Annotated in this window: 18 protein-coding genes, 1 tRNA gene and 3 pseudogenes; 5 read left to right on the top strand and 17 right to left on the bottom strand. The window is 69.5% G+C overall.

The features are described 5' to 3' along the window. Positions 1–126: 126 nt before the first annotated feature. Both H0X00_RS12345 and H0X00_RS12340 read right to left on the bottom strand, forming a co-directional pair. Positions 127–813, bottom strand: a pseudogene (locus H0X00_RS12345) (trans-acting enoyl reductase family protein); the annotation flags it as partial. Positions 814–867: 54 nt separating this feature from the next. Further along, positions 868–1,671 (bottom strand): SDR family NAD(P)-dependent oxidoreductase, encoded by an 804-nt coding sequence (locus tag H0X00_RS12340; RefSeq protein WP_293771232.1) that lies wholly within the window; start codon positions 1,669–1,671, stop codon positions 868–870. Between the two features lie 136 nt (positions 1,672–1,807). Between H0X00_RS12340 and H0X00_RS12335 the strand changes: the two genes are divergently transcribed. Further along, positions 1,808–2,434 (top strand): TetR/AcrR family transcriptional regulator, encoded by a 627-nt coding sequence (locus tag H0X00_RS12335; protein ID WP_293771230.1) that lies wholly within the window; start codon positions 1,808–1,810, stop codon positions 2,432–2,434. Between the two features lie 34 nt (positions 2,435–2,468). Here the strand turns inward: H0X00_RS12335 and H0X00_RS12330 are convergent, their stop codons facing one another. From H0X00_RS12330 to H0X00_RS12320, 3 genes are all read right to left on the bottom strand, one after another. Then, positions 2,469–3,029, bottom strand: coding sequence for a hypothetical protein (locus tag H0X00_RS12330; protein WP_293771228.1), 561 nt, complete (start codon positions 3,027–3,029; stop codon positions 2,469–2,471). Positions 3,030–3,117: 88 nt separating this feature from the next. Continuing rightward, complete coding sequence (locus H0X00_RS12325) at positions 3,118–4,113, bottom strand: phosphotransferase (protein ID WP_293771226.1); 996 nt, start codon at positions 4,111–4,113, stop codon at positions 3,118–3,120. A 219-nt stretch (positions 4,114–4,332) separates the two neighbouring features. Beyond that, on the bottom strand, positions 4,333–4,551 hold the full coding sequence (locus H0X00_RS12320; protein ID WP_293771224.1) for a hypothetical protein: 219 nt from the start codon (positions 4,549–4,551) through the stop codon (positions 4,333–4,335). Between H0X00_RS12320 and H0X00_RS12315 the strand changes: the two genes are divergently transcribed. Beyond that, positions 4,535–4,855, top strand: a complete 321-nt coding sequence (locus H0X00_RS12315; RefSeq protein ID WP_293771222.1) for a hypothetical protein — start codon at positions 4,535–4,537, stop codon at positions 4,853–4,855. The genes H0X00_RS12320 and H0X00_RS12315 overlap by 17 nt on opposite strands. On the opposite strand, the gene H0X00_RS12310 is transcribed toward H0X00_RS12315, so the two are convergent. The 3 genes and pseudogenes from H0X00_RS12310 to H0X00_RS12300 all read right to left on the bottom strand — a co-directional run bounded on the left by H0X00_RS12310 (position 4,852) and on the right by H0X00_RS12300 (position 6,390). Beyond that, on the bottom strand, positions 4,852–5,058 hold the full coding sequence (locus H0X00_RS12310; protein ID WP_293771220.1) for a hypothetical protein: 207 nt from the start codon (positions 5,056–5,058) through the stop codon (positions 4,852–4,854). The genes H0X00_RS12315 and H0X00_RS12310 overlap by 4 nt on opposite strands. Before the next feature lie 270 nt (positions 5,059–5,328). After that, complete coding sequence (locus tag H0X00_RS12305; protein ID WP_293771218.1) at positions 5,329–5,610, bottom strand: hypothetical protein; 282 nt, start codon at positions 5,608–5,610, stop codon at positions 5,329–5,331. Between the two features lie 182 nt (positions 5,611–5,792). Further along, positions 5,793–6,390 (bottom strand): annotated as a pseudogene (locus H0X00_RS12300) (AAA family ATPase). Positions 6,391–6,471: 81 nt separating this feature from the next. Here H0X00_RS12300 and H0X00_RS12295 point away from each other — a divergent pair. Beyond that, positions 6,472–6,813 (top strand): PadR family transcriptional regulator, encoded by a 342-nt coding sequence (locus H0X00_RS12295; RefSeq protein WP_293771216.1) that lies wholly within the window; start codon positions 6,472–6,474, stop codon positions 6,811–6,813. Then, positions 6,810–7,205 carry a hypothetical protein gene (locus tag H0X00_RS12290; RefSeq protein WP_293771214.1) on the top strand — a complete coding sequence of 132 codons (396 nt, stop codon included), beginning with the start codon at positions 6,810–6,812 and terminating at the stop codon, positions 7,203–7,205. The genes H0X00_RS12295 and H0X00_RS12290 overlap by 4 nt, the downstream gene beginning before the upstream one ends. 815 nt (positions 7,206–8,020) lie before the next feature. On the opposite strand, the gene H0X00_RS12285 is transcribed toward H0X00_RS12290, so the two are convergent. From H0X00_RS12285 to H0X00_RS12270, 4 genes are all read right to left on the bottom strand, one after another. Next, positions 8,021–8,632, bottom strand: coding sequence for an RNA polymerase sigma factor (locus H0X00_RS12285; RefSeq protein ID WP_293771212.1), 612 nt, complete (start codon positions 8,630–8,632; stop codon positions 8,021–8,023). A 107-nt stretch (positions 8,633–8,739) separates the two neighbouring features. Further along, positions 8,740–10,650 carry a S8 family serine peptidase gene (locus H0X00_RS12280; protein WP_293771210.1) on the bottom strand — a complete coding sequence of 637 codons (1,911 nt, stop codon included), beginning with the start codon at positions 10,648–10,650 and terminating at the stop codon, positions 8,740–8,742. 218 nt (positions 10,651–10,868) lie between these two features. Then, on the bottom strand, positions 10,869–11,060 hold the full coding sequence (locus H0X00_RS12275) for a hypothetical protein (protein WP_293771208.1): 192 nt from the start codon (positions 11,058–11,060) through the stop codon (positions 10,869–10,871). A gap of 174 nt (positions 11,061–11,234) precedes the next feature. Further along, positions 11,235–11,308: transfer RNA gene (locus tag H0X00_RS12270), tRNA-Pro, on the bottom strand. Positions 11,309–11,464: 156 nt separating this feature from the next. On the opposite strand from H0X00_RS12270, the gene H0X00_RS12265 reads away from it, so the two are divergent. After that, entirely contained in the window at positions 11,465–12,196 is a 732-nt protein-coding gene (locus H0X00_RS12265) for a hypothetical protein (RefSeq protein ID WP_293771206.1), read from the top strand. Positions 12,197–12,291: 95 nt separating this feature from the next. Here H0X00_RS12265 and H0X00_RS12260 read toward each other — a convergent pair whose 3' ends face one another. From H0X00_RS12260 to H0X00_RS12240, 5 genes and pseudogenes are all read right to left on the bottom strand, one after another. Beyond that, positions 12,292–12,627, bottom strand: a complete 336-nt coding sequence (locus H0X00_RS12260) for a TraR/DksA C4-type zinc finger protein (protein WP_293771204.1) — start codon at positions 12,625–12,627, stop codon at positions 12,292–12,294. Beyond that, the gene (locus tag H0X00_RS12255; RefSeq protein WP_293771202.1) at positions 12,624–13,106 is read right to left on the bottom strand and encodes an NUDIX domain-containing protein; all 483 of its coding nucleotides are present in this window, start codon (positions 13,104–13,106) and stop codon (positions 12,624–12,626) included. Before H0X00_RS12255 ends, H0X00_RS12260 begins: the two co-directional genes overlap by 4 nt. 5 nt (positions 13,107–13,111) lie before the next feature. Then, positions 13,112–14,638, bottom strand: a complete 1,527-nt coding sequence (gene der, locus H0X00_RS12250; protein ID WP_293771200.1) for a ribosome biogenesis GTPase Der — start codon at positions 14,636–14,638, stop codon at positions 13,112–13,114. A 44-nt stretch (positions 14,639–14,682) separates the two neighbouring features. Then, complete coding sequence (locus H0X00_RS12245; RefSeq protein WP_293771198.1) at positions 14,683–15,039, bottom strand: hypothetical protein; 357 nt, start codon at positions 15,037–15,039, stop codon at positions 14,683–14,685. A 71-nt stretch (positions 15,040–15,110) separates the two neighbouring features. Next, positions 15,111–15,350, bottom strand: a pseudogene (locus H0X00_RS12240) (hypothetical protein); the annotation flags it as partial.

Below are 15,350 nucleotides of genomic sequence, written 5' to 3'. Positions count from 1 at the left end.
GTGCCCGCGGCATGCTCTTCTACCGCCTGCTCCAGCAGGCCGTCGCCACCGATCCACACCCGCTGAACGAACTGATCGTCAGATAACAGTCCCGATAAGGATCACTGCACTCAAGCAGATATGCAGATTCTGGAACCAGATCGGGGACGAGGTGCCGCCCCAGGGCAGGGCCAGGCCCGGCTCGTGCTGGCCGGGCACGTCCAGCGAGTAGAGGCCGACGTCGGCCGGCCACTCGACGAGCTCGTTGTTCTCCAGGAAGTGGGCCTTGGACAGGACCGCGTTCTGCACGATCGTCGCGGTTGAGGCGACAGTCGGCTGGCCCTTCCAGAACACCGACATGTCGAGGGTTTCCAGGCCCGGGTTCTCCAGGGCGTAGTTCGCCGCGATCTCGCCGGTGGTGTACATCTGCGCGATGCCCGGGGAGAGCAGGAGGTTTTTCTCGGCGAACTTGGCGCCGAACTCCTCGCGGCACCACATCATCCAGTCCTGCTCGCCCGTGGTGTCCATGTAGTGGACGCCGGCGTTGTGGCAGGCCTTGACCGAGGCCGGCCCGTACTCCATGAACGGACCGACCATGTTGCACATCGCGCGCGCGCCGGTGAGGAGCTTGGTCAGCGCCTCGACGTTGTGCTCCACCTCGACCATCTCGTAGTCACCGGAGTCCAGACCCGGGACGGTGTCCAGACCCGCCTTGAGACGGCCCATGTCGCGGCCCGCGGCGATGAAGGGGATCTTCAGCTTGATCAGGTATTCGCAGACCAGGCGGCCGGTGTATCCGCTGGCGCCGTAGACGACGACCGGCTTGTCACTCATGTGGGTTCCTTGTCAGGAGCTTCGGGCGGGTGGGGCCGAAAGAGTGAGGGAGCGTCAGGTGCCCATGCCGCCGTCGACCGCGATGCCGGCGCCGGTGACGAACCGGGCGGCGTCGGAGGCGAGGAACACGACGACGTCGGCCATGTCGCCGACCTCACCCAGGCGGCCGAGCGGGGTCTGCTCGACGACCATCCCGATGGCGGCGTTGATGTCGGGGGCCAGGCCGATCTCGACGATGTCCATCGCGAGCTTGGTGCCCATCTCGGTCGGGACGAGGCCCGGGTAGATGCAGTTGACGCGGACGCCGTATCCGAGCTTGCCGGACTCCACCGCGGCGACGCGGGTGAGGCGGTCGACTGCGGACTTCGAGGCCGAATAACCGGCGATCGCCGGGAAGGCGATGGTCGCGGCGACCGAGGCGATGTTGATGACCGAGCCACCGTTACCGGCCGAGCCACCGGGGCGCATGGCGCGGAAGGCGTGCTTGACGCCGAGCATGGTGCCGACGACGTTGACGTCCATCATCCGGCGGACGTCGTCGGGGTTGATGTCGACCACCAGGCTGGAGAGCTCGATGCCGGCGTTGTTCACCAGGATGTCGAAGCCGCCGAGGGCCGAGACGGTCTGCTGGACCGCGGCCTCCCAGCTGGACTCGCTGGTGACGTCGAGCTGGATGAACTCGGCCGACTTGCCTTTCGCCTTGAGCTCTTCGACGGTCGCCTTGCCGAGGTCCTCGGCGATGTCGCCGATCGCGACGGAGGCTCCGGCGTCGGCCAGGGCCGCGGCCATGCCGGACCCCAGTCCTCGGGCCCCGCCGGTTACCAGTGCCTTGCGGCCGGTCAGGTCGAAGATGCCCATGTAGTGCCTCCCGGGGGCTGGGTGAGTGATCTGGGCCATAGCCAAGCCCTGTTCCTGGACACCCGTCAAGAGTTTTTTGGGCAACTGTCCAAGAAACTCTGGAATTCACAGGCCCCGTTCTGCTTTCATTGCCCGCATGAGTCCGACGGTTGGGTCCGAGCGCGTCTCCGCGCGCTTGGTGGACAAGTTCGCCGCGCGCCGCGACGAGCTGGCGGCCGCCACCCGGACCACGCTGTCCGAACTTGGGTACGCCCGGACCAGCCTGCGCGAGATCGCGGCCAACAGCGCCTTCTCCCATGGCGTTCTGCACTACTACTTCAGGGACAAGGTCGACCTGATCACGCACAGCGTGCGTCAGTACAAGGCCGAGTGCGTGAGCCGCTACGACGAGATCGTGGCCTCCTCCGTCGACGGCGACGAGCTCGCCGTGCGCTTCGCCCAGGCGATGGCCACGACGCTGGTCGACGACGCCGCGATGCACCGGCTCTGGTACGACCTGCGCAACCAGAGCATGTTCGACGACGCGTTCCGGACCGACGTCGCCGAGATCGACGCCGGCCTGGAGGGCATGATCTGGCGGGTCGTCAGCCGGTACACCGAGCTGACCGGGACGGGGCTCGTGCTGTCCTCGACCTCGGCCTACGCGGTCTTCGACGGACTCTTCCTGCAGGCCCTGGGCCGTTACACCACGGACCCGACCGGCGCCGCCGCCGAACTCGAGATCGCCGTGGAGCGGTTGCTCCGCCAGATCGTCACGGCCTGACCTCGCGTCAGATCTCCCAGCCGGGCGGCCGGGTTCAGTTCTTGACTGCGCTCAGCGACATCGCGTTGCCGCTCGGCGCGCAGGCCGCCGGGGTCGGCGGGAACTCCTCGGTCTCGGCGATGAGGATCGACTCCCCCGTGGCGCTCACGGTCTCGCCCTCGTAGACGTCCACGCCGTCGCCGGGATTGACCCCGTGGCGGCTGTTCTCGGTGAGCGGGCGTGAGCCGCGCGGCCAGACCAGCAGGTTGGTGCCATCGGTGAAGCACTTCTCGGTGGCGAGGTACTTGGCCACACCGGTGTAGGCCGTCCCCGGGCCGGCCACCCCACGCGGGAGCGTGTTGGTGATCAGCTGGGTCTCGTCCGGGCCGCCGACGGTGAACCACAGCGGGCCGCCGTACTCCCGGGGCGGCGGCGCCTCGCTGGAACGCTCCGCGAGGTCCGGCTCGGAGTCCCACAGGCTCGCGATGCCGGCCGCCGCGACGATGAACACCACCACGAAGGCGCCCGCCGCGGCGAGCATCCACTGCTTGTTCATCTGCGGGCGCTCGGCGCGGGCGGGAGCCTGCTGACCCTCGTCGTCGAAAGATCCACTCACAAGAACATTGTGCGGCACCGAGGGCCCCATGGGCTTGGATCTCTGCCATGAGTGTCGTCCCCGGTTGTCGCGAACTGCGCACCCGGGCTCAGAGCAGCTCGGCGCCCTCGAGCGCGCGGGCCTCCCACCAGGCCAGCTCGTCGTCGTAACCGCCGAACGCCTTCTCCCAACCGAACTGGACGAGGCCGCCGAGCAGGCAGAGCGCGAGCTGACGGTCCCACCAGGGTGCGGTGTCGATCCCGTGGCGTTCGAGGGCGGCGCGGTAGGTCGCGATCGTCGCCTCCTTGGACTCCGGCAGGCGGCGACAGTTGATCGACAGGTACCAGGCCAGGTCGCTGAGGCCGGGGCTGCGGCCGGGCAGCTCCCAGTCCAGAAGGACGGTGCGGCCGTCCTCGTGCACGCCGAGGTTGTCGAACTTCCAGTTCCCGTGGACGAAGGTCTGCGGGGTGTCCGCCAGCGCCATCACCAACGGGCCCGGGTCCCAGGCCAAGGGGGTGACCACCGCGGCGGCCACGGGCGCAACCTCGGCCAGCAACGGCCAGCCCTGGCCGACCAGGCGCGGGACCAGGTCGTCCGACCCGCGCTCACCCTCGGCCTGGGCGAGCCAGGGCGAGAGGTCGAGGTAGCGGTGGGAGGTCGGGACCACGTCGCACTCGGGGCCGGCATCCCAGAACGCCGCATGCATCGCGGCCATGTGGTCGAGAAACTGATGCTGCGTCGGGAGGTCGATCGGATCGTCACTGACCGGGACCAGCACGTCGGCCACATCGCGCATCAACAGCGCGGCACCGCGTTCGTACGCGGCAACGCCGATGATCGGCTGATCGATGCACGCGGGCAACCGGGTGAACACACCGCGGCGCCACAACAGCAGCGCGGCGGGCACCAGGCAGCCCGCCGTCCTCATCGTCCAGTCAGAGTCCAGGTCGACGTATTTGACCACGTGCGAGACGCCCTCGATGCGGACGCGTTCGAGCCGGGCGCCGGACTTGCCGGCGCCGTCGGTGATCGGCTCCCGGTCGGTGGCGTCCGCCAGCAGCTCGGCCACGGATGAGGCCTCGACAGGAGCGTTCGGCGCTGCCATGCGCCGATCCTGCCACTGCTAATGATCTACCGGCGCCGTGCCCCGACGGGCTCGATGTGCTCGGAGACGCGGCGCGGGTCAATGCGGATCTCGCCGCTGCCGACGTCGATGTCCTCGATGACGCCGGCAACCGCGAACCACCGGTTGTGGTGATGGCTAGGGTCTTACGGCTCATGAGAATCGTCCCTCCCCCGTGCTACCCGCCTCGGAGCGGTCTGATCAGTCGTCAGCTACGACGCGCTCGGCGACGAGCTTGCCGTTGCGCTTCTCGCCGGTGATCCGGACGTCGTCGCCGCGCTCGACCACCTGCAGCTGCTGGCGACCAAGGTCAAGCCCGCCGTGGCCGACCTCGGAATCATCTGACGCGCGGGCTAGGGTCGCTGAGGCCGATCGTTCCGTCGGCCACTGCGGAGGTGCGCTCGTGATTCGGATCGTCATGCTCGTGGCGATCGCGGCAGCCTTCTGGCGCAAGGTCTCGCGCAAGCGGCGCTACGCGCTCGGTGTCTTTGCCACCGCCTTCCTCGGGATGGGCGGGGCGATCATCGGCGGCATCGGCGGTGATCTGGCCGTCAGCGGCGACGGGCTGGCACGGGACGCGGCGGCCGGCCTCGGCGCCGTCGGGTGCGCGATCCTGTTCGTCGCGGCCGGAGAGCTGTTGGCACGCCGCGCCAAGGGCTGGCCGTTGTGGGGTCAGCCGCCGGCGCCCGAACCTCGGCGTTGGTCCCGCCGCAAGAAGGCTTAGGCCTTCGCCACGAACCGCTTCTCGACCTCGTCGAGGAAGGCGTAGGCGAGCTTGGCGTACTCGGCGACCGAGATCTCCAGCGGTTCGCCGATCTCCAGCCCGAGCACCGAGTTCTCCGGCTTGTACTTGATCGTTGAGTTGGCGGCCAGCACCGGCACGATTGGTCCGTGGGCGTCGTTGCCCTGAATCGAGTCGGTGATCATCCGAACCTCGTTGAGCGGGTTGCCGTCCTTGCCTTCCTGGCCGCGGCTCCGGTGGGTGAAGTAGGAGTCCAGCGCCAGCAGCAGCTGCTGGACGTAGCCGGCTCGAACGCGGCTTTCTGCTTGGCGGTCAGCTTCAGGGCGTTGCAGGCGTCAACGTTGGCCGCGACCATCGTGCGGACGTCGGCAACAAAAACGGCGGGGTAGTCGGCGCGCATCAGCATGCGCGAAACGCTAGGCCACGGACGGTGGCGCCCGCTTCTCGGATCCTGATCAGTTGTGCGGAGGTCGCTTGGCTTTGAATCGGGTCCCGTCGGCCCCGAAGAGCTCGAACAGCACCCAGCCCTGGGGCGGGAAGGACGTCGGCTGCCCGCGCGAGAGGCCGACGGCGGGGAGGTTCGGGTCCGGCCGTGGAGACGGCAGATACAGGCAGTGGACCGTGAGGGTGCCGTCGGCGGAGATCTCGTGTTCGAAGTAGTGGTCGATCTTGACGGCCTTCGCGGTACTGGTGGCGCCGGTGGACGTGTGCTCCGGCAACCAGACGATGGCGTACATGCGGGTACTTCCTTCCGCGAGCTCCACGGGCGTGTGGAACTTGCTGAATCCATCCTGCGCAGACCTACCCTGTGTCGCGATAACGACACGCTGAGCCACACGGTCCAGTACGAATTGGACATTTCTGGCGTGTGAGGATTGTTCGTGCTCGGCTGGCCAGTAGGCGGACGGACCAGTGCCCGTTATCGGGCGGTCGCCAAGCCCGCGATGATCTCCGCCGCAGCGGCCGGCTCGAGGCGATCGGTGTTCAGGACGAGGTCGTAGTCGTGCGACTGCTCGACGCCGATGTCGTAGAAGCGCTTGAGATAGTCGGCCCGGTTGGCGTCCAGCTTGGCCAGTTGCTTGGTGTCCGTCGTCAGCCGCTCCGTTCGCGTGTTCGGCGAGGCGGTGAGGAAGACGCGCAGGGTGTCGGGGCGCCCGCGCAGGGCGTAAGACGCGGCGTGCGCCACGATCACGGCCCTCCTCGGCGACCTGCTCGATCGCCGTGCGGATGAGGTCGCGCAACGCAGCGCTGCTCGGGGTGTCGTCGATCACCGGGGCCATGTAGCCGATGGTCGACGAGGCGGCCGCGGGCCCCATGCGCTCCAGGACGCGGCCGATCAGCGACTTGCGTCGCTCGACGTCGGCGATGAGCTCGGGGGCGAGCTCCGCCTGGCCCGCCGCCATGGCGACGATCTCCTCGTTCACCAGCCGGTAGCCCAGTCGCTCGGCCACGAGCGGGCTGATCTGCTCGCCTCCCGAGCCGTCCACGGCGGAGAGGCAGACAACCTGAAACGTCATGGGCGCGACCCTATACAGGCGTTCGGAAGGGTGGGTCGAGAAAGGATTGACTATCAGGGTTCGATATATCATTGTTCGAGCATGACGAGGAAGCCCAAACCACTCCCCTCCGCCTCGCTGCACCTGGTCCTGGCGCTGCTGGACGGCGAAAACCACGGGTACGCGCTAATGCGCCGGGTGGCCGAGCTGAGCGACGGGTCCGTACGGATGGGCCCCGGCACGCTGTACGGGACGTTGAACCGCTTGGTCGCAGACGAACTCATCGTCGAGACGACCGATCGGGTGGCCCGCGACGACAATGAGCGGCGCCGTTATTACGAACTCACCCCGAACGGGAGGGCTGTCGCCCTCGGCGAGCTCGCCCGGCTCCAGGCCCTGGTGCACCGCATCGCCATCCATCTGCCCGGCGGAGCGACGGCATGAGCGGGACCGGGGCGCCCGTTTCCGCCTACCGGGGGCTCGTGCGTCTCTATCCGCGTCCCTTCCGTGACGAATACGGCGCCGACATGGTGGCCGTGTTCGGCGCGCAGCTCCGCGACGAAGCGGCCTGGCGCGTGTGCACCCGCGCTGCCGTGGATCTCGTTCTCACCGTCCCGACTCGCCGTTTGGAGGCCCACATGAACCGTTCGGCCAATCGCGTCTTCCCCGTGGCGTTCCTCGCCCTCGCGGTGGCGGGCCTGGTCCTCGCCACCGTCACCGGGGAGCTGGCCCCCGCGGCCTGGGTGCTGGCGATGGCGGCGTTTGTGGGTTCCTGGATCCTGCTCGCCGCCGGGGCCATTCTCGGTGTCGCCCGCCTCGGCGCCCGCGTCCACTGACCTGGCGGGCAACCACCAACTGTGCCGCGACTTCCACAGCTGGACGGCCTGGAGCACCTTCGCGCCCGGAGCTCACGCCCGTCTCAGTTTCCGTCTCATTCACCCCGCTTCGGCGCCGGTCGGCGACCACCGCCGAGGTAGCCGCTGAGCGTCTAGGACCCGTCTGGACAGACTCGGACCCGGCGCTCCCGACTGGGAAAGCGTGTTGGGCAACCCCTCACGCGTTCAAATCTCGAAGCCTCCGCCAGCTGCGCAGGAACGCCGGACACACCCGATCCAGGGGCACCCGGCGGTCGTCATTCGGCTCAGCTTCCGTCCCTGTAGACGGCGGTCAACCCTCGAGTGGTTCGCGCGCTGCCGGCCGCACGTGGCCGCCCCGGCGTGGCCTTGGGCCATGAAGTTCGAGGCGGTGCGCGACCGCGAGCTCCCGCTGCGCCTGGGCGCGTGAAACTTCTCCTCGACGCGGCGCTCGGCCAGGCGAAGGCCCGTGAGCAGGTCGACGCAGCTGCGGTGATAGTCGTCGTCGGAGTCCGCCGCGGCGACCACTTCGGACGTTCGAGAACGGCCGCGCCGGGCCAGGGAGGGAGTGAGTGCCCGGGAGGCGGGGGCGGGTTGGCGATGAGCGGCCCGGAACGCAACCACCGCCGCTGCCTCTCCCGCGAGCGCGCCCGAGTGGATCGGACCGGCTGTGGTGGAGAACAGGGCGAGGAGCGCATCGGCCTCGGCTGGGGTCGTGCCCGAGACCACGTTCAGGATCTGCTCAACGTGGTCGCGCTGGGTCCGACCGGCCGCGGGGCCGCGGATGTAGTGGCTAGTCATCTCATGTTCTTCAGCGCACGCCCCTGCGCAGATGTCACCCCTTGGTCAGGATCGTTTTCCTGCGTCGCGAGCCGCTGGGCGAGGTTCTTCAAGCCGCGGTATGCGGCGGTGCGAACGGCTCCCGCGCGCTTGCCCAGCACAGCGGCGGCGGTCTCTGCGTCCAGCCCGACGATGACGCGCAGCATCACGGCCTCGGCCTGGTCAGGCGGCAGGGTCGCGATCAGCGCCAGCGCGGCGTCGCCGTCCACGAGATCGCAGGCCGACCGAGCGGTGTCGTCCGGTGCGGGCAGGTTTACGAAGAGTTCGAGAAGGCTGTCCGCGGCGACCGGGCGGCTGCGGCGCCGCCGCAGGTGGTCCATCGCCCGGTTGCGGGCGATGGTGGCGCACCAACCGCGGAATTTGTCGGCGGTGCCGCAGAATTTGCTCAGGTCACGGGCGATCTGCAGCCAGGCCTCGGAGGCGACATCCTCCGCGTCATCGCCGACGAGGACGCGCAGGTAACGCAGCAACGCCGGCTGCACCGTGCGGTAGAGCTCACGGAAGGCCTCCTCGTCCCCCCGCTGGGCGCGGACAAGAACGACCGCGAGCTCGTCGTGGATGGTGGTCATCCCTGATGCCCTTCAGAAGCCCACAACGCCCAGGTCCTGTTCGCGCGCCCACCGCTCAGGTCACGGCCCGTAGCGTGGGGTGGTCACGGGCGGATTCCGCCGCCGCCTTAGCTGGTGGTGACGAACGCGTCGGCGTCGATGTAGTTGCCCGATGAGCTGGCGTTGCGGGTGCCGAGCACCTTGATTACCAGCGTGTGGCTCCCGGCGGGGACGGTCTTGTTGAACAGGATCCGGCGCGGCTGCCTGGAGGAGGAGTACGCATCGACGGTCCTCTGGAACACCCCGTCCAGGTACACCTCGGCCCTGCCGCGATTGGACCCGGTGAGCCCGATCCAGTCCACCTGAGTACCGGTGAAGCTCAGGCGCACCTTCGCACCGGCGGTGCGGGAGGTGGCGTAGCTGCCGCCGGAGGCGGCGGAGTAGGAGTACGTGGTCCAGGACCCGGCCGGGTAGGTGACCGTGGATGCGTTCTGTTGCCGCAGCGAGAGGGTGAACGTCGAGCCGGTGGCGTAGGCCCCTACGGCGCCCAGGGTGTCGATCGCGCGGACCCGGTAGCGCAGACCCGCCGCCGGTGCCAGGTTCAACGTGACGCTTGTAGAGGTCGGGGTTGGCAGGGCAACGGTGGTCCAGCTGGTGCCCCCATCGGTGCTCTGCTGCAGCTGATAGCTCGCGATCCCGTTCAGGTCGCTGGCTGACCAGCTCAGGCGCACCGGCACCGTCGAGGTGCCGATCTGCCCGGTGCTCGCGATTGCCTTCACCGGGGCTACCGCTACCGGCGTGAGGTTGGTCGGGCTCGGCAGGGTCAACACCGAGTACAACAGCGTGTTCGGTGAACCGGTCCCGACGCCGCTGAGCACGTTCGCCGTGCCGGCGCCGACCAGCACGGTCCGCACGGCCGCCGGCAACGCACCGGGCACACCCTGCAGGTAGGTGGCGATCACCCCGGCCACGTGCGGGCTCGCCATCGAGGTACCACTCCAGGTCGCGGTCGCGGTGTCGCTGGTGTTGACCGCGGAGGTGATGCTCGACCCGGGAGCGAACAGGTCCAGGCAGGTCCCGTAGTTGGAGAAGGAGGCCCGGGCGTCGGCCGAGGTGCTGGCCCCCACCGTGATCGCGGCGGGCAGGCGGGCAGGTGATTGCGTGCAGGCGTCGAGGTTGTCGTTACCGGCCGCCACCGCGTAGCTGACCCCGTCGGCGATCGAGTTGGCGATCGCGGTGTCCAACGCGCTGGAGGCGCCACCGCCCAGGCTCATGTTCGCCACCGCGGGGCCGGTGGTGTGCTGGGCGGTGACCCAGTCGACGCCGGCGATAGTCGCGGAGGTGCTGCCCGAGCCGTTGCAGTCGAGCACCCGCACCGGCACCAGCGTGACGGCCTTGGCGACGCCGTAGGTGGACCCCCCGATGCTGCCCGCGACGTGGGTGCCGTGCCCGTGGCAGTCCCCGGTGCCAAAGCCGTCGCTGATCGCGGTGTAGCCGGCGGTAACCCGCCCGCCGAACTGCTCATGAGTGGCCCGGATGCCGGAGTCGATGACATAGGCGCTGACCCCGGTCCCGGTCGCGGCGTAGGTGTAGGCCCCGTTCAGCGGCAACGCCGTCTGGTCGATCCGGTCCAAGCCCCACGTCACCGGGGACTGTGTGCCATCGGCGTGAACTTCGCGGTCAGCCTCGATGGCGGTCACCCGCGGGTTGTTGCGCAACGCGGTCAGGGCCCGCTCGGGCAGGGTGGCCGCGAACCCCTTCAACGCGTGACTGTAGGTGAAGTGCACCGCGGCTCCGCGGCCGCGGGCCTCCTCGCGAGCCGAGACGATGTCCGCAGTGGGTGTGGCAGACCCGAAGGTGACGATGTACCGGTCCCTGATCGGCCCCGGCGCCCCCGGCTGCGTGCTCGATCCCGGAGCGGCGGGCAGCGCCGGCTCTGTGGCCGAAACCGAGGTGGCGCCGAGCGGGAGCAGGATGGCGGCCAGGGCGACCGCCAGAGCGGGCCGGCTGCGCTGCGATGGCGTACGGCGCAGGGCCACGGCGGGACTCCTTGTTTCAGGGCAGCAGAGCAACTGACGGTGCACACGCCGAACGGGACGAGAGCCCGGTGTAGAGGAGGTTTCGGTGGTAGTCGGGCCGACCTTGAGCGCTGGCCCGGGCTGCCCCCTGCTGGCTGGTCTCTGGCCTCCGTCAGCGCGGGCCTTCGCCAATTCGTCACAGCGTCGACGAGCCCGAACCTGGTGTGGCGGTTGCCGCGTCAGGTCGAGGCGGCGACCGGAACACGGCGGGCTGCGAGCGGCCCATCTGCGGGCGAGTTCGATCGGGTACGCGAAGTCCCGGCCCCGTTGGGTGTGCGCAGCAGGTCGTGGTGCAGCGCCTGGAGGTTGAGGTTCGCCAGGCGGCCGTCGCTCTCGACGATCCATTCGCATCGGAAGGCCGCATCGTTCATCGAGCCGAGGACGCTGCGGTCGGCGGTCTTGGCCAGGTAGATCGTCTCGGGCTCGAGTGGGCCGAGAGCGTCCGGCGGCAGATCCCGGGCCTGACTCAGCGTAGATCTGGCACGTAACTGGCACTCCAGAAGGCCAAAGGCCCCCGAAGGGGCCTCTGACCTGCTGCTTCTCGGTCGGGCTGACAGGATTTGAACCTGCGACCCCTTGACCCCCAGTCAAGTGCGCTACCAAGCTGCGCTACAGCCCGAAGCCCGGCGAACCGAGCGCGATGACCTTACCGCACGGACCCCACGGGCCCCGCCAGGATTCCACCTCGCGCCCTCAGACCACCCCCAACAACGTGGGGCGCACCTTGGCCCGCGAGCCCCTTGTCCCGGCAGCCGATGCCAGGCAGCGTGGCCTGATGAGCGATGCCGATCTGCACTTCTACTTCGACCCGGTCTGCCCGTTCGCGTGGCTGACCAGCACCTGGGTGCGCCAGGTAATGGCGGCACGGGACTACCGGGTCGAGTGGCGGCTGGTCTCGCTGCGGCTGATGAACGCGCACATCGACTACGACACACACTTCCCACCCGACTACGAGGCAGGGCACAATGCCGGCCTGCGGATGCTGCGGGTCGCGGCTCGGGCCCGCTCCGAGCACGGGGCCGAGGCGTTGGACCCGTTGCAGGCGGCAATCGGACGGGCCGTGTTCGACCAGGGCTCCTGGGCCGATGACGGAGTGCCGCTGGCCGAGCGAGAGCGAGAGCTGGCCACCACCCGGACGATCCTCACCGAGGCGGGCCTGCCGCTCGAGCTCGCCGAGGCGTTGTACGACGAGGACTGGGATGGAGTGATCAAGGACGAGACCGACACCGGTCTCGCCCTGACCGGTCGCGACGTGGGCACCCCGATCATCCACGTCGACCCGCCCGACGGTCCCGCGTTCTTCGGGCCCGTGATCAGCCGCCGACCGACAGATGAAGAAGCGGCCGAGCTGTGGGATCACGTCGTGGCGCTGGCCCGGTTCCCGGGATTCTCGGAGTTCAAGCGCAGCCTGCGCGAGCGGCCGCAGCTGCGGGCCTTCGGCGTCGAGGCCGGTGAGGTCGGCCTGGTCGAGGACTGGCATGGCGGAAGCCGCCGGCTCAAGCGCTGAAGGCGACGGCTGACGATCAACGTTGAGACGGGTGGTGCACGCGGAGTGCCGATCGGCGCATCTCCTGTCACAACGTTGATCGGCAGCCGACGCCGTCAGCGAGCGGGGCACCCGACGCAGGTTCGCGCGGTAGGTCGGGCCTCCAGTCGCTCGGCCGGGATGGGCTTGCCGCAGACCTCACACGTGCCGTAGGCGCCGGTTTCGAGGCGGGCGCGCGCGGCGGCGATCTCGGCCAGGTGCGTGGACGCGGCCTCGATGAGGGCGGCGGTCCGGGCGCGGTCGTACGCGGTGGTGCCTTCCGGGTCGTGCTCGTCGTCGGTGGCCCCGTCGGCGGAGTCGACGATCTGCTCGTGCTCGCGGCGCAACCCGGCCAGGCGCTCCCTCGTCAGGGCCTCGTCCGTGGCCAACGCCTCGGCGGGGTCGGTGCTCACGAGATCCGCGGCCAGGTGGCCGGCCCGGCCAGGTAGTGCTCGATCCAGCCGCGCATCGGATCGGCCGGGAGCAACTTCGCCAGGAACGCGTGCGGGTCCAGCCATTCGACGCGGGAGGATTCCTCGCTCAGGCGCGGCGCGCCGCCGACCGGGCGCGCGGTGAGCAGGATGCCGAACTCCTGCCGCACCTCGTCATTGCTCGTGTAGTGGATGAGATGGCCGGGGTCGGAGTAGATGCCGACCAGACCGGTGATCTCGCACTGGATCCCGGTCTCCTCCTCGGTCTCGCGGATCGCGGCCTGCGCCACGGATTCACCGAGCTCGATGGCGCCGCCGGGGATCGACCACCAGCCGTTGTCGGTCCGCTCAATGGTCAGGATGCGGTCTTCGCCGTCGATCACGAGCACGATGACCGAGGGCACCAGGCTGTTGGCCGCCGGTGCCTGCGGGTCGTTCAGGTAGTCGATGCGTGTGACCACGGGGCTCAGCGCTTGCTGCGCTTCTCCCGGACCCGGATGGAGAGGTCGATCGGGGTGCCGGCGAAGCCGAACTCCTCGCGCAGCCGGCGTTCGATGAAGCGCCGGTAGCCGGCCTCGATGAACCCGGAGGCGAACAGGACGAAGCGCGGCGGGCGGGTGGCGGCCTGCGTCGCGAACAGCACGCGTGGCTGCTTGCCACCGCGGATCGGGTGCGGATGCGCTGCGACGAGGGTGCCGATGAAGCTGTTCAGCCGGCCGGTCGGGATCCGCTGGTCCCAGGACTCCAACGCGGTCTCGATCGCGGGCACGAGCTTGTCCATGTGCCGGCCGGTGCGCGCGGCGATGTTAACCCGCGGCGCCCAGGGCACCCGCACGAGGTCGCGTTCGATCTCGCGCTCGAGGTAGTGCCGGCGTTCGTCGTCGAGCAGGTCCCACTTGTTGTAGGCGATCACCAGCGCGCGCCCGGACTCGACGACCATCGAGATGATCCGGGTGTCCTGTTCGGTGATCGACTCGTGCGCCTCGATCAGCACGACGGCGACCTCGGCCTTGTCGAGGGCGGCGGCGGTGCGCAGGGAGGCGAAGTACTCGTGGCCCGAGGCGGTGTTGACCTTGCGCCGGATGCCGGCGGTGTCGACGAAGCGCCAGGTCTTCCCGCCGAGTTCGACCAGCTCGTCCACGGGGTCGACGGTGGTGCCGGCGACGGAGTCGACCACCACCCGGTTCTCCCCCGCCAACTTGTTCAGCAGCGAGGACTTGCCGACGTTGGGCTTGCCCAGCAGCGCGACCCGGCGCGGCCCGCCGATGACCAGATGGCCCAGGCCGGGTTCGACGGGCAGCGCCTCGAGCGCGGCGTCGAGCAGGTCGCCGGAGCCGCGGCCGTGCAGGGCGGAGACCGGGTAGGGCTCCCCCAGTCCGAGCGACCAGAGCATCGAGGCGTCGGACTCGGTGGCCGCGCCGTCGACCTTGTTGGCGGCCAGCACGACCGGCTTCTTCGACGCCCGCAGGATCCTGACGACGGCCTCGTCGTGATCGGTCGCGCCGACGGTCGCGTCGACGACGAACAGCACAGCGTCGGCCAGCGCCACAGCGCGTTCGGCCTGCGCGGTGATCGAGGCCCGCAGCCCCTCGCCCTCGGGATCCCAGCCGCCGGTGTCGAGCACGGTGAACCGGCGCCCGTTCCAGGCTGCCTCGTAGGCGACCCGGTCCCGGGTCACCCCGGGGGTGTCCTCGGTGACGGCTTCGCGGCGGCCGATGATCCGGTTGACCAGGGTCGACTTGCCGACGTTGGGCCGGCCCACGACCGCCAGCACCGGCAGCAGCTCGCCCTCGTCGACGGAGAAGGCGTCACCGTCGTAGAACGGGACCTCGTCGCCGACGAATTCGTCCTCGTCGAACGCGGCTGCGTCGAAGGGCTCGTCGGACAGGTCCTCGTCCAGATTTCCGGGCAGAGCCGCGGGCAGCACGTCAGCGTCGACCCCGTCGAGGTCCATGACCTCCGGGTCGACCCCGGAATCCGGACCGCCGTTCACCGGGCTCACAGTAACCGGGCGCGACGGTGGGGCGTTCCGGCTGGTCAGCCGCCTGTGATGTGCTTCACGACCGCGGCCAGCTCGGCGGACGGCGAGAAGTCGACGTAGGCGCAGTCCGTCAGCGCGAACGGGATGTGCCCCGGGCCCCAGTAGAAGGCCTGACCGGCCTCGTAGGTCTGGTCCCCGCCGGGCATGCGCATCAGCAGCCGGCCCTCGAGCATGTAGCCCCAGTGCGGGCACGGGCAGCAGTCATCCGGCAGCCCGACCAGCGCGGGGCCGAGGTCCGTGCCCTGCTTGAGCCGGAAGAAGCCGACGGTCATGTCGCCGGCTTCGGCGGCGCGAACCTCGATGCCCTCGTTCTCCAGGGCGACGGGGGTGGTCTCGGGGGTGAAGGCCTGCATGGCGAACTCCTCGCGGTGTGCGGTTGGCTGACACCGCGGAGGTTGCCGGACGGGTGTTCCTGGATCGTTCCTCAGGCACAAGCGCTGGTCAGGGACCTGCAGCGGGCGGCGTCGAGGGGCTGCCCGGTCTCGGTGAACTGACGGGCGGCCTCGGCGAAGTGCGCCGCCCCGTCTGCGCCGCGGGCCCGGGCGGCGTGCCCCCGGACCTCGTCGCGGGCGGCGTTCCAGCCGGGTAGGCGCATCACGACGTCGGCCAGGAAATCCACCGCAGGCTCCCACTGGGCCAGCAGCTCCAGCTCGCCCGAGCGGGC

It is taken from the genome of Sporichthya sp. (assembly GCF_013815995.1).
GTDB lineage: Bacteria > Actinomycetota > Actinomycetes > Sporichthyales > Sporichthyaceae > Sporichthya.
The sequence above is the reverse complement of the archived record's forward strand: the minus strand, read 5'-3'. Positions and strand labels throughout refer to the sequence as shown.

Coding starts and splice junctions, on each gene's coding strand:
- H0X00_RS12295 (WP_293771216.1), top strand. CDS start 6,472: ATGACGAGGAAGCCCAAACCACTCCCCTCCGCCTCGCTGCACCTGGTC.
- H0X00_RS12290 (WP_293771214.1), top strand. CDS start 6,810: ATGAGCGGGACCGGGGCGCCCGTTTCCGCCTACCGGGGGCTCGTGCGT.
- H0X00_RS12285 (WP_293771212.1), bottom strand. CDS start 8,632: ATGACCACCATCCACGACGAGCTCGCGGTCGTTCTTGTCCGCGCCCAG.
- H0X00_RS12340 (WP_293771232.1), bottom strand. CDS start 1,671: ATGGGCATCTTCGACCTGACCGGCCGCAAGGCACTGGTAACCGGCGGG.
- H0X00_RS12245 (WP_293771198.1), bottom strand. CDS start 15,039: ATGCAGGCCTTCACCCCCGAGACCACCCCCGTCGCCCTGGAGAACGAG.
- H0X00_RS12305 (WP_293771218.1), bottom strand. CDS start 5,610: ATGTACGCCATCGTCTGGTTGCCGGAGCACACGTCCACCGGCGCCACC.
- H0X00_RS12325 (WP_293771226.1), bottom strand. CDS start 4,113: ATGGCAGCGCCGAACGCTCCTGTCGAGGCCTCATCCGTGGCCGAGCTG.
- H0X00_RS12265 (WP_293771206.1), top strand. CDS start 11,465: ATGAGCGATGCCGATCTGCACTTCTACTTCGACCCGGTCTGCCCGTTC.
- H0X00_RS12310 (WP_293771220.1), bottom strand. CDS start 5,058: ATGATCACCGACTCGATTCAGGGCAACGACGCCCACGGACCAATCGTG.
- H0X00_RS12320 (WP_293771224.1), bottom strand. CDS start 4,551: ATGACGATCCGAATCACGAGCGCACCTCCGCAGTGGCCGACGGAACGA.
- H0X00_RS12275 (WP_293771208.1), bottom strand. CDS start 11,060: ATGAACGATGCGGCCTTCCGATGCGAATGGATCGTCGAGAGCGACGGC.
- H0X00_RS12335 (WP_293771230.1), top strand. CDS start 1,808: ATGAGTCCGACGGTTGGGTCCGAGCGCGTCTCCGCGCGCTTGGTGGAC.